Consider the following 12698-nt stretch of genomic DNA (forward strand, 5'->3'; position numbering starts at 1 on the left):
TCGATGAAGCCGCCACTCAGTCTGTTGACGCTCTGCCTGTTGCTCAGCGCTTGCGGCACGCCCGCCCAGCGCCCCGACGCCGGTATCGTGCCGCCCGCGTCCTGGCAATCACCGCACACACAAGACGCTGCGCGCAGCAACCCGCAATGGTGGACGCAGTTCGGCAGCCCGCAGCTGGACCAACTGATCGAACAGGCGCGCGTCGGCAGTTTTGATCTGGCTGCCGCTGTCGCCCGGGTGCGCCAGGCACAGGCCGAGACGGTGGTGGCCGGCGGTTCGCAACTGCCGCAGGTCACGGCGGGGTTGAATGCCAATCGCCAGAAACTGCTGCGCGGCAATGGCTACAGCCAACTGGATGCCGACAGCGACAACAGCGCCGTGGACTATTTCAACGCCAACCTCAGCGCCAGCTACGAAATCGATTTCTGGGGCGGCCAACGGGCTTCCCGCGACAGCGCGCAATTTGCCTTGCAGGCCAGCCAGTTCGATCAGGCCACAGTGGAATTGACACTGCTTAGCAGTGTTGCCAGCGGCTACGCGCAAACCCTGTCGCTGCATGAACAGAGCCGCATCGCCGAGTTGAACCTGACGAATGCGCGGAACGTATTGAAACTGGTGCAGACGCGGTTTGATTCAGGCTCGGCCACGGCGCTGGAGCTGGCCCAACAGAAAAGCCTGGTCGCCGCGCAACAACGGCAATTGCCGCTGGTGCAGCAACAGGCGCAGGACACGTTGATCAGCCTTGCCGTCCTGCTCGGCCGGCCGGTGCAGCAGTTGTCGTTGGGGCAGGAGCACTTTGATCAGCTGTCATGGCCGGCCATCGACGCTGGCGTGCCCAGTGAACTGATCAGCCGTCGCCCGGACATTGCCCGCGCCGAGGCGCAACTGGCGGCGGCGCAGGCGGACGTCACCGTGGCCCGCGCCGCGATGTTGCCTACCGTGACATTGAGCGCCGAAATCGGCTCGGGCGCGGATCGCGCGTCGGACATTCTGCGCAGCCCGTTCTACAACCTCACCGCCGGGTTGCTTGCGCCCGTGTTCAACAACGGACGCCTGGGCGCCGAACGCGACAAGGCCACGGCCCGCCAGGTGGAACTGCTTGAAACTTATCGCGGCGCAATCATCAACGGTTTCGCCGACGTCGAAAAAGCGCTGAACAGCATTCGTGGGCTGGATGAACAGCGGCAATGGCAAGGCGAGGAACTGAAACAGGCGCAGACCGCATTCGATATTGCACAAAGTCGTTATCAGGCCGGGGCCGAGGATTTGCTGACGGTGCTGGAGACGCAACGCACGCTGTATGCGGCGCAGGATTTGAATGTGCAGCTGCGGTTGTCGCGGTTGCAGGCGAGTATTGCGCTGTACAAGGCACTGGGGGGCGGGTGGCAAACTTTGTAATGTGTGTCGCCAGTGAGTCCGCCATCGCGGGCAAGCCCGGCTCCCACAGGTTTTATGTCGTACCCAAATCATGCGGCACACATAAAACCCTGTGGGAGCCGGGCTTGCCCGCGATGAACGATAACGCGGGCTAACTGATTAACTGATAACCGGTTTAGCCTTCAAATGCCGCGCATACCAGGGCCGCTGAGGCACTTTCCTGAACAAGTCAGCGAGCTTCCTCTCATCCTCGCCAAACGTAATCCGCAACGCCAGCTTCATGGTTTCCGGGTCCATCTCCACCGATTTTCCTGCCTGCAACCCCGGCGTGGTGTTGCAACCATGGGTGCTCGGCCCGAGCCACGGATCATCGACTTCCACCCAACGTCCCGGCGCGAACCACGCCACGCCATTGACCTCGAGCCGACTCACCGCCCCCGGATGAAAACGTTCATGCGCGCGAAACCAGTCTTCCAGTCGATCATCGATCCAGCCATGGAAGTGCCAGAACACCGGGTTCACATGGGACGAAAACGGGTCACCCAGAAAGTCGTTTTCCGGTGCAAACCAACGGGCGGAAAAGTCTGACGGATCCCGGGCGAACGGCACGGGATGGCCGTTGGATGGATCACGCGGCACCGAGGCCCAACGCATGTGCAGCCAGTCGTGCAGGCCCAGTTCAACCTCTGAGCCGAACTGGCCCAGGGTCAGCTTCGACAGGTAACGCGGATCGCGGTAGCGCGACTCCCAGACCTGGAAGTTGCTGTGATAAGTCTCGGCGGTCTTGATGTCGCTGACCCATTGCGAATATTCGGCATCGTCGTCAGCCAGCCAGGTTGGCGGTAGCGCGGTGCCGTCGTGGTTGTCGCAGTACTGGGCGAAGCCGATGCGGTCACGGGCCAGTTCCGGTTGCGGCAACGGAAAGTACTGCCACGATGGCAAGTCCTGCATCGACCGCGCCGTGCCGAGCATGTGCCGGTGCATGAAGAAAAAATCCACACCGGAACCGTTGCGATCCTTGCGCGCACCACGGGCATCACGCTCCTTGTCACGCGGACCCGGCTGCCAACCGAGGCCGCGCAAGGCATTGCGCTTGTCTTCGGCCAGGGTGTGCCATTTGTCCCGCGAGGCATGCCAGAGCTGGTGAAACAGCCGATGCTCGGGGGAAATCAGCCAGGCCAGCAACGGCGCGTTAAGGCCCGTGCGCTCGCGAGCTTCGGGGAAAACCCGTTTCACGGCGATGAAGCGATTGTCCTGCGCGGTCATCATCAGCGGCCGATCGAGGTTCAAGACGCGACCGCTGAGAGTGCCGCTGCCGGCATTGCCGAAGCCGGCCCAGACTTCGTCCAGGGTCATGCTGAATTCGTAATCGGGCGTGCCGTTGGCCGCGTCGGCACTGACCAGCCGCCAACTCAATTGCGCCGCGTTGGCGTCGGCCAGATCACCGATCACCCGGTAGCGCGGTGTTTCGTTTGAACGCAAACGCTTGGCCGTGTCGAGAAATCCGATCAGGCCGCGCCCTTTGTGGCCGACATCCAGAAACACTTCCAGACCGTCGCGAGGCAACCCTTCAATCCCGGCGTCACGCCCTTCAAAACGAATCTGCCACACACCCCGCAGTGTGTCCGCCAACCGTTGGCCGGCGACATCCGCCACATCAAAAGACGCTTCGCCGGGCGTGATCGTCGGATCCGCTTTCGTCCATTCGCGATGCCCATAAAAAGCCGCAGGCACGGCAGCGCCGGTCAGCGCCAGGCCTGCCATGAACCCTCGTCGAGAAATCGTCATTGCCCTACCTGTGTCAGCCATGAAGCAGGCTTTATCCAAGCTAGAACGTTCGTCCCCTTCAAAAATTTAAGAGCTTCGCGAGCAAGCCCGCGAAGAGGCCGGCAGACATACCTAAATTATCGGATCAGCCACTCGTCCATCCCAGATAGCAAAGCCCCCACACCGGGGCAACGAACCTGACTGAGATGAACATGAAAAAACCACGTTCAAAAAAGCCGCTGTACCTGGGCCTGCCCTTGGCGCTGGCCATCAGCGCCGGTGCCGGCTATGCCGTCTGGGATCACTGGTTCAAGGACAACCCCGGCTACCCGGTCAAAGTGATGCAACAGGCCGATGAGCTGCAAACGCGCATCCTCTCGTTCGACAGCCACGTCACCGTGCCGCTGGACTTCGGCACCGCCGGCAATGAAGCGGACAAAGATGGCAGCGGGCAGTTCGACCTGGTCAAGACCGGGCGCGGACGCCTGTCCGGCGCGGCCCTGACCATCTTCGGCTGGCCGGAAATCTGGAGCGGCGCCAATGCCCCGCACCGTCCCACCGCCGGCTTCGTCGACGAGGCACGATCCGAGCAGGAAACCCGCTACAAAATCATCAGCGCCATGGTTCGCGATTTCCCCAACCAGGTCGCCATCGCCTACACCCCCGACGACTTCCGGCGCCTGCACGGCGAAGGCAAGTTCGCGGTGTTCATGAGCATGCTCAACGCCTATCCGCTGGGCAACGACCTCAATGCCCTGGACACGTGGGCCGCCCGTGGCATGCGCATGTTCGGCTTCAGTTACGTCGGTAATAACGCCTGGGCCGACTCCTCGCGCCCCTTGCCGTTTTTCAATGATTCGCGCGATGCCCTCGGCGGCCTGTCGGACATCGGCAAACAAGCGGTGCATCGCCTCAACGACCTCGGCGTGATCATCGATGTCTCGCAAATGTCGACCAAGGCTCTGGAACAAGTCGCGCAACTGAGCCGCACGCCGATGGTCGCCTCGCACTCGGCGCCGCGTGCATTGGTGGACATCCCGCGCAACCTCAGCGACCCGGAAATGCAGTTGATCAAGAACAGCGGCGGCGTGGTGCAGATCGTCGGTTTCCCGACTTACATCCGCCCCTTGAGTCAAACCACCCAAGACAAACTCAACGCCCTGCGCGCCCGCTTCGACCTGCAACCGTTGCAAGGCCTGGAAATGGCGCTGATGCCCGGTGACCCGGTGATCACTGTCTGGTCCGAGCAGCGTTTCGGCGAGTACGCCAGCCAGCTTTACGCAATTGTCGACGAAGAACCGAAAGCCACCCTGAAGGACTACGGCGACGCGATTGATTACGCGGTGAAGAAAATCGGCATCGACCATGTCGGCATCAGCTCCGACTTCAACGACGGCGGCGGCCTCGAGGGCTGGAAGGATGTCAGCGAAGCGCGAAACGTCACCGCCGAGCTGATCAGCCGCGGCTACAGCGAGGCCGATATCGCCAAGTTGTGGGGCGGCAATTTCCTGCGGGTCTGGGACCAGGTGCAGAAGTCTTCCCGGCCGGTGGCGAACCACTGAATCCCCTTTGCAAAAGCGAACCTTGCTGATGACCAACCGTCGTTCATTCCTCAAGCAGGCCGGGATCCTTGCGGCCGGCCTGCCCCTGAGCAGCGCTGTGATGTTGCCGGCAAGGGCTGCCACCGCGCAGCCACTGCCCGAGGACAAGTGGGCACAATTGCGCCAGCTGTTCGATCAGGACCCGGACTATTTGCACTTCGCCAACTTTCTGGTGACGTCGCACCCGCGACCGGTGCGCGAGGCCATCGAACGGCACCGCACCAAGCTCGACCGCAACCCCGGCCGGGCGATGGACTGGGACCTCGGCGAAACGGAAAAACGCGAACAGGACGTGCGCGTCTGGGCCGGGCGTTACCTCAACGCAACACCCGAGCAGATCGCCCTCACCGGCAGCACCACTGAAGGCTTGTCGCTGATCTACGGCGGCATTCATGTGCGTCCGGATCAGGAAATCCTCACTACCGAACACGAACACTACGCCACCCACTATGCGCTGGATTACCGCCAGCAAAAGGACGGGGTCAAGGTGCGCAAGCTCAAGTTGTTCGAGAACAGCCGCGACGTGTCCGTCGATGAAGTGCTCGGCTCCATCGCCAAAGGCATTCGCCCGCACACCCGCGTGCTGGGCATGACCTGGGTGCAATCGGGCAGCGGCGTAAAATTGCCGATCGGCGAGATTGGCAAACTGGTGGAAGAACAGAACCGTAATCGCGACGACAAGGACCGCATTCTGTATGTGGTCGACGGTGTGCACGGTTTTGGCGTCGAAGACCTCGACTTCCCCGACATGCACTGCGACTTCTTCATTGCCGGCACTCACAAATGGATGTTCGGCCCGCGCGGCACCGGAATCATTTGCGCCCGTTCCGCCGAGCTCAAAGACGTCACGCCGATCATTCCGACCTTCTCCGAAGCCACCACCTTCTCGACCATCATGACCCCCGGTGGCTATCACAGCTTTGAACACCGCTGGGCACTGGACGAGGCGTTCAAGTTGCATCTGCAGCTGGGCAAGGCCGAGGTGCAGGCGCGGATTCATGCGCTCAATGCCTATGCGAAAAGCCGCTTGCTGGAGCATCCGCAGATCGAACTGGTCACGCCGAAGAGTCCGGTCCTTTCGGCCGGCTTCACCTTCTTCCGCATCAAGGACCGCGACTGCGAAAAAGTCGCCGCCCGGTTGATGGAGAACCGCGTGGTCTGCGACTCGGTGGAGCGCGATGTCGGCCCGGTGATCCGGATTGCGCCGGGCTTGCTCAACACCGAAGACCAGATCGACCGCTTCATGGCCCTGCTGAACAAAACCGCATGACGCCATGACACAGCTCCCACATTGGATCGTGCATGCAGCCCCATATTTTCTTCAATCGAGATGACGCATGAACAGTGATCTGCTGACACGGCCACTCAAGGCCCTGGCCCTGACCGCATTGATGATCGGAGGCGCCCACGCCGCCACCGCACCGCCACCCGGCAAAGTCTTCAAGGACTGCCGCGACTGCCCGGAAATGGTGGTGCTGCCCGCCGGCACTTACACCATGGGCACGCCGGACGATGAAGTCGGCCGTGAACCCGACGAAGGCCCGATGCACGACGTGACCTTCGCCAAGCCATTCGCCATGAGCCGCTTCCAGGTCACCGCCGGTGAATGGGACAGTTATGTGCGCGAGAGCGGCGTGATCATTGCCAATGGCGACACCCGGCCAGGCCGCGAATGTGTCGCCAGCAAGCCACGTTACCCGCAGACACCGCGTCAGCCTGCGGTGTGCATGAACTTCGATGACGTGAAGAACTACGTCGCCTGGCTGTCGAAAAAAACCGGGCAGAGCTACCACATGGTCAGCGAAGCCCAACGGGAATACGCCGCACGGAGTGGCACAAAAGGGCCATTCCCTTTCCCCTTTGATGAAGGCAAGTCATACAGCATCGCCAAGCACGCCAACACCTACGGCCCGGCGGACGGTTACAGCTACAGCTCGCCCGTGGGCAGCTACCCGCCGAACGCATTTGGCATGTATGACATGCATGGCAACGTGTACGAATGGGTCGAAGATTGCGAACACCCGGACTACGTCGGTGCGCCCACCGATGGCAGCGCGTGGGTAGAGGCCAACTGCGAAGCCGTGCGCATTCGCGGCAATGACTGGGGTGAAGCGCCGGTGTTCTCACGCTCCGGCAACCGCAACAGCCAGTATCCGCAAGAGCGCGGAGACTGGATGGGCTTTCGCGTGGTGCGTGACCTTAAGCCTTAGCACTTTCCCCTGTGGGAGCGAGCTTGCTCGCGATGGCTGACTTCCAGTCGATGTAGATGTCGACTGATAGTCCGCCATCGCGAGCAAGCTCGCTCCCACAAAGTTGTGTGTGGTGTCAGCCGCCCCGCCATCAATCGGTGGTCGCTAAATTAAGCCTTCGATCAGACGTTCTACTGGGTATCTGCCTTTCCACCCAAGGAACCGTCTCCCATGACCCAGCCTCCCCGTGGCGCCATCGGCGAATTGTTCGCCCTGTTGAAACCCTTTCGGCTGATCGTCGCCGCGTCCATTTTCCTGGGCATGGTCGGCGGCCTGAGCGTCACGGTCTTGCTGGCGACCATCAACAACGCCCTGCATTCGGACACCGGCCTGACCCAAGGCGTCGTTGCGCTGTTCGCCGGCCTGTGCCTGCTGGCGCTGCTGAGTTCGATCTGTTCCGACATCGGCACCAACTACGTCGGCCAGCACATCATCGCCAAGCTGCGTAAACAGCTCGGCGAAAAGGTCTTGTCGGCGCCTATCGAACAGATCGAGCGCTACCGCAGCCACCGGCTGATCCCGGTGCTGACCCACGACGTCGACACCATCAGCGACTTCGCTTTCGCCTTCGCCCCGCTGGCGATTTCCGTGACCGTGACCCTCGGCTGCATGGGCTACCTGGCGATCCTGTCGTGGCCGATGTTCCTGATCATGGTCGCCGCGATCCTGATCGGCACGGCGATTCAGGCCTACGCCCAGAGCAAAGGCGTGAAGGGTTTCATGGCCGCCCGCGACGCTGAAGACGAACTGCAAAAGCACTACAACGCGATTGCCGAAGGCGCCAAGGAACTGCGCATCCATCGCCCGCGCCGCCAGCGCATGTTTGTCTCGGGCATCAAGGCCACCGCCGAATTCATCTGCAACACCCAGGTGCGTTCGATCAACACGTTCGTGATCGCCAAGACCTTTGGCTCGATGCTGTTCTTCGTGGTGATCGGCCTGGCGCTGGCCCTGCAAACCTTCTGGCCGAGCGCCGATAAAACCGTGATGAGCGGTTTCGTGCTGGTGCTGCTGTACATGAAAGGCCCGCTGGAACACTTGATCGGCACCCTGCCAATTGTCAGCCGGGCGCAGATTGCTTTTCGCCGCATCGCCGAGTTGTCCGAGCAGTTTTCCACTCCAGAACCGCATCTGCTTTTGAGCGATCAGGGCCAAGTCAAACAAGCGGTGCACGAACTGAAACTGGCCGATGTACGTTTCGCTTTCCCGGCCGTTGAAGGGGCAGCGCCGTTCCAGCTCGGGCCGGTCAACCTGACGATCAAGCAAGGCGACATCACCTTTATCGTCGGCGAGAACGGTTGCGGCAAGACCACCTTGATCAAGTTGCTGCTGGGTCTGTACACGCCGCAGCAGGGCGAGATCCGTGTCAACGGCGAGACCATCGACGCGCAGAATCGCGATGATTATCGTCAGTTGTTCACCACGATCTTCGCCGATTACTACTTGTTCGATGACGTGGTCCAGGGCGATACGCACCTCCCCGAAGACGCCAATAAATACCTGCAACGGCTGGAGATCGCGCACAAGGTCCGCGTCAAGGACGGCAACTTCACCACCACTGACCTCTCCACCGGCCAGCGCAAGCGCCTGGCGCTGGTCAACGCGTGGCTGGAGGAACGTCCAGTGCTGGTGTTCGATGAATGGGCGGCGGATCAAGACCCGACCTTCCGCCGGATTTTCTATACCGAGCTACTGCCGGACCTCAAACGCCTGGGCAAGACCATCATTGTGATTTCCCACGATGACCGTTATTTCGATGTCGCCGATCAACTGGTGCGCATGGAAAGCGGCCGCGTGGTTACCGAATTGGCCCCTGCCTGATCACTGATTACTCGTGGGAGCGAGCTTGCTCGCGATGGGGTCGTCACATTCAACATGAATGGCGACTGACCCACCGCTATCGCGAGCAAGCTCCCACAGTTTGTTCTCCTGACTGACTGACTGGCATGTGGGCAAACCAAATGCCCCCGTGACTCGCCCTTCTGAAATTTATTTCTCAGGTTTCTTTCCGGTTTTACGTCCATGCCCCGTCTTAATAATCATTCTTATTAACAATAACTTTGCACCCCACTTTTCAGGAGCTCAGGTACGTAATGCGACCTCAACCACGCCGCACACCTCTCGCGCTGGCCGTACAGCGCCCGACTTTGCATCGCACCCTGTTTACAAGCGTAGTGCTGACCGCCACCTTGCTGGGGAGCTCGGTGGCCAATGCTGCACCTGTAAAAGTGAATATCGCCGTCCAGCCGCTTTCCAACGCGCTGACCGAACTGGGCATGCAGACCAATCTGCAGATCCTCTACAGCCCGGACCAGGTAGCCGGCATCAAGTCCCGTGCGGTGTCCGGTTCGCTGGAACCGTCTGATGCCCTGAAGGCACTGCTGCAAGGTTCCGGCATTTCGTTCCAGATCAATGGCAACACCGTGACCCTGGTGTCCGGTGGCGGTTCTGGCCTGCAATTGGGCGCGACCACCATTTCCGGCCAGGGCCTGGGCCTGACCACGGAAGACACCGGCTCGTACACCACCGGCGCCACCGCCTCCGCGACCGGGTTGCCGCTGAGCATTCGTGAAACCCCGCAATCGGTCACCGTGGTAACGCGTCAGCAGATGGACGATCGCGGCGTTCAGAGTGTGTCTGACGCTTTGCGCAACACCCCCGGCGTCACGATGCAGAAGTACGACAGTGACCGCACCGAGTTTTCCGCCCGTGGCTTTGCCATCACCAACTTCCAGTACGACGGCGTCAACATTCCCTACGACGGCGTGTACGGTGAGAACCCGAACAACGGCGACGACGCGGCCAGCCTCGACCACATCGAAGTCGTCAAAGGCGCTACCGGCCTGATGACCGGCGCGGGCGACCCGTCTGCCACCGTCAACCTGATCCGCAAGAAACCGACCAAGGAGTTCAAGGCCTCGGTCAGCGCCACCGCCGGTTCCTGGGACAACTACCGCACCGAAGGCGATATCTCCGGTTCGCTGACCGATAGCGGCAACGTCCGTGGTCGCTTCGTCGGCGCCTACCAGGACAAAGACTCGTACATCGACCACTACAGCCAGAAAAAAGACATCTTCTACGGCATCCTCGAAGCCGATCTGACGGACGACACCCTGCTGACGTTTGGTATCGACAAGTCCAGTGTCACTCCGCGCGGCAGCACCTGGACCGGTAACGCACCGTACTTCACCGACGGCAGCCGTACCGACTTCTCGCGCAGCTTCAACCCGGGTGCGAACTGGAGCCGCCGCGATTTCGACAGCACGACTTACTTCGCGTCGCTTGAACAAGCGCTGGCCAGTGGCTGGAAATTCAAGGCCAGCTTCGACCAGAAAACCACCGATCACGACACCCAACTGGCCTCGGCCAGCGGTGGCTCCGCAGACCCTGTCACGGGCGAAGGCAACTTCCTGTACTGGGGACGCTGGGAAGGTCATCGCGTGCAGAACTCGGGGGACGTGAACATCTCCGGTCCGTTCTCGCTGGGGGGGCGCGAGCATGAACTGGTGGCGGGCTTCATGGCCGCCCACTCGCGCCAGACCGGCGCCACCTACGACACCAGCGCCTTCGAACTGGTGCCGGGCAGCCTCTTCGACTGGAACGGCCACCTGCCGAAACAGGAGTTCCCGAAGAACGGCAAGTACGAACGCACCCAGAGTCAGAACGGTGTCTACATGGCTACCCGCCTGCGTCCGACCGACGACCTGTCGTTCATCCTCGGCGGCCGCTTGAGCACCTTCAAGTACAACGAAGATTACTCGTACTATCCGGGGGCAACCCAGACCGACTCCCATGCCAGCTACAAGGAACATGGCGTTGTCACGCCGTACGCCGGTGTGGTCTATGACCTGAACGATACGTACTCGGTCTATGCCAGCTACACCAAGATCTACCAGCCACAGATCTATTTGGACGCAAGCGGTTCGACCCTTGACCCGGTTGAAGGCGACAGCTACGAGACGGGCCTGAAAGCGGCTTACTTCGAAGGCAGGCTGAACGCCACCTTTGCTTTGTTCCAGATCAACCAGGACAACGTTGCCCAGTACGTCACCACGGACGTCGGCACCGGTCGAGACGTCTATGAAGCCATCTCCGGCGCCACCACCAAAGGCGTGGAAATGGAACTGGCCGGTGAACTGGCCGAAGGCTGGAACCTGTCGGCCGGCTACACCTACGCCCGCACCCGCGACAAGGACGAGCAACGGATCTACGGCTTCCCGCTGGCCTCCAGCAAGCCGGAACACGTGGTGCGCACCTTCACCACCTACCGCCTGCCGGGCGCGCTGGACCAGTTCACCGTCGGTGGCGGTATCAGCTGGCAGAGCGCGTTCTACGGCCAGAGCTTCAGCCCGAACGTGGGTAACGGCGAAGGTGGCAGCACCCTGCTCAAGCAAGGCGGCTACACCCTCGTCGACCTGATGACCCGCTATCAGTACGACGAGCACCTGAGCTTCACCGCCAATGCCAATAACGTCTTCGACAAGAAGTACATGTCTGGCCTGGGCAACTTCGGTACGACGTTCTACGGCGAGCCGCGGAATCTGCAGATCACGGCCAAGTATGATTTCTGAGGTGTGAGCTAAAACTGAAAATGCCCGTGTCGTGAGAGGCGGGTATTTTTTTGTCTGGGGTATTTGTGTTGGATGTCAGGCCAGGCACAAAAAAACCGCCACCCCTGATCCAGGCATGGCGGTTTTTTTTCAGTTCATCTCAAACCCGCGAACGCACCCACCCCGCCACTTCCGCATGAATCCCTTCAACCTCCCCCAACAACCCCGCCATGCGCATAAAGTCATGGGTCATCCCGGGCTGCTCCAGCAACGTCACCTCATTTCCCGCCGCACGCAGCCGATCGGCATAGGCCAGCCCTTCGTCATGCAACGGATCATGCCCGGCCAGGTACACCAGCGCCGGCGACACGCCGGATAAATCCGCCGTCAGCAACGGCGAGCAGCGCCAGTCCGCCAGATCCTGCGGTGTGCGCCCGTAATGCGCGTAGAACCAATCCAGGGTCGGCGTCTCCAGCAAATAACCCTCGGCGAAATCCCGATGCGAAGCACGCTGGGTCAGCGCATCCGTCACCGGGTACAGCAACACCTGCGCCTTGGGTTTCAACGTCAGCTCCTCAGGTTCACGCACTGCCATGATCGACAGCACCGTGGCCAATGTCGCGCCCACGCTGTCACCGGCCACTGTCACCCGATTGGCATCCAGCCCTCGTGCCGCGCCTTCACGCACCAGCCAGTTGCCGGCATCGCAGGCATCCTGCACGGGTGTAGGGAAACACCATTCCGGCGCCAGTCGATAGTCCACCGCCAGCAACGCAAAACCACCCTGCGAGGCGAGTCGCCGGCACAGTGCGTCATGGGAGTCGAGGCTGCCGACCACATAGCCGCCGCCATGGAAATACAGCACCACCGGTTGCAAGCCCTCGACCGCTTGCCCATCGCGATACACCCTTGCCGACAGGCTATGGCCGTCGCGGGCAGCAATAGTGAAATGCTCACAGGCCACGGTGTCCAGCGGCACATCGAGAAACCCTGACGATGCTTCAAAATCGACTCGCGCCTGTTGCGGCGATTGTTCATGCATCGCGCGGCTTTTGCCGGTCATCCGGCCGAACTCGGCGAGTTCTAGAAATGCTTCAAGTTCTGGCAATACGGCCATGGGATGAATCCTTTTACACGAAGATGTCAATAAATTT

General features: G+C 61.0%; 8 protein-coding genes. 6 read left to right on the forward strand and 2 right to left on the reverse strand.

The genetic code is table 11. The annotated features are described in order from the left end of the window. Positions 1–3: 3 nt before the first annotated feature. Complete coding sequence (locus NL116_RS21015) at positions 4–1398, forward strand: efflux transporter outer membrane subunit (protein WP_494373864.1); 1395 nt, start codon at positions 4–6, stop codon at positions 1396–1398. Between the two features lie 138 nt (positions 1399–1536). Here the strand turns inward: NL116_RS21015 and pvdP are convergent, their stop codons facing one another. Further along, positions 1537–3165: a pyoverdine maturation tyrosinase PvdP gene (pvdP, locus tag NL116_RS21020; protein ID WP_494373865.1), complete on the reverse strand. Its 1629-nt coding sequence runs from the start codon at positions 3163–3165 to the stop codon at positions 1537–1539. Positions 3166–3356: 191 nt separating this feature from the next. Here pvdP and pvdM point away from each other — a divergent pair, with 191 nt between their 5' ends. The 5 genes from pvdM to NL116_RS21045 all read left to right on the forward strand — a co-directional run bounded on the left by pvdM (position 3357) and on the right by NL116_RS21045 (position 11565). Beyond that, a complete protein-coding gene (gene pvdM, locus NL116_RS21025) occupies positions 3357–4706 on the forward strand; it encodes a pyoverdine-tailoring dipeptidase-like protein PvdM (protein ID WP_494373866.1) in 1350 nt (449 codons plus the stop codon). Between the two features lie 28 nt (positions 4707–4734). Next, complete coding sequence (pvdN, locus tag NL116_RS21030) at positions 4735–6015, forward strand: pyoverdine-tailoring periplasmic protein PvdN (RefSeq protein WP_494373867.1); 1281 nt, start codon at positions 4735–4737, stop codon at positions 6013–6015. Between the two features lie 67 nt (positions 6016–6082). Continuing rightward, complete coding sequence (gene pvdO, locus NL116_RS21035) at positions 6083–6955, forward strand: dihydropyoverdine dehydrogenase (protein WP_494373868.1); 873 nt, start codon at positions 6083–6085, stop codon at positions 6953–6955. Positions 6956–7165: 210 nt separating this feature from the next. Further along, entirely contained in the window at positions 7166–8815 is a 1650-nt protein-coding gene (locus NL116_RS21040) for a cyclic peptide export ABC transporter (RefSeq protein ID WP_494373869.1), read from the forward strand. A gap of 272 nt (positions 8816–9087) precedes the next feature. Further along, positions 9088–11565: a TonB-dependent siderophore receptor gene (locus tag NL116_RS21045; protein ID WP_494373870.1), complete on the forward strand. Its 2478-nt coding sequence runs from the start codon at positions 9088–9090 to the stop codon at positions 11563–11565. A 139-nt stretch (positions 11566–11704) separates the two neighbouring features. Here the strand turns inward: NL116_RS21045 and NL116_RS21050 are convergent, their stop codons facing one another. Then, complete coding sequence (locus tag NL116_RS21050; protein WP_494373871.1) at positions 11705–12661, reverse strand: alpha/beta hydrolase; 957 nt, start codon at positions 12659–12661, stop codon at positions 11705–11707. Between the last annotated feature and the right edge of the window lie 37 nt (positions 12662–12698).

Source organism: Pseudomonas sp. FBCC-B1667 (assembly GCF_059133255.1).

Excerpts from the sequence above, each read along its gene's own strand:
- NL116_RS21040 (WP_494373869.1), top strand. The coding sequence starts at position 7,166 with ATGACCCAGCCTCCCCGTGGCGCCATCGGCGAATTGTTCGCCCTGTTG.
- NL116_RS21015 (WP_494373864.1), top strand. The coding sequence starts at position 4 with ATGAAGCCGCCACTCAGTCTGTTGACGCTCTGCCTGTTGCTCAGCGCT.
- pvdM (WP_494373866.1), top strand. The coding sequence starts at position 3,357 with ATGAAAAAACCACGTTCAAAAAAGCCGCTGTACCTGGGCCTGCCCTTG.
- pvdO (WP_494373868.1), top strand. The coding sequence starts at position 6,083 with ATGAACAGTGATCTGCTGACACGGCCACTCAAGGCCCTGGCCCTGACC.
- NL116_RS21050 (WP_494373871.1), bottom strand. The coding sequence starts at position 12,661 with ATGGCCGTATTGCCAGAACTTGAAGCATTTCTAGAACTCGCCGAGTTC.
- pvdN (WP_494373867.1), top strand. The coding sequence starts at position 4,735 with ATGACCAACCGTCGTTCATTCCTCAAGCAGGCCGGGATCCTTGCGGCC.
- NL116_RS21045 (WP_494373870.1), top strand. The coding sequence starts at position 9,088 with ATGCGACCTCAACCACGCCGCACACCTCTCGCGCTGGCCGTACAGCGC.
- pvdP (WP_494373865.1), bottom strand. The coding sequence starts at position 3,165 with ATGACGATTTCTCGACGAGGGTTCATGGCAGGCCTGGCGCTGACCGGC.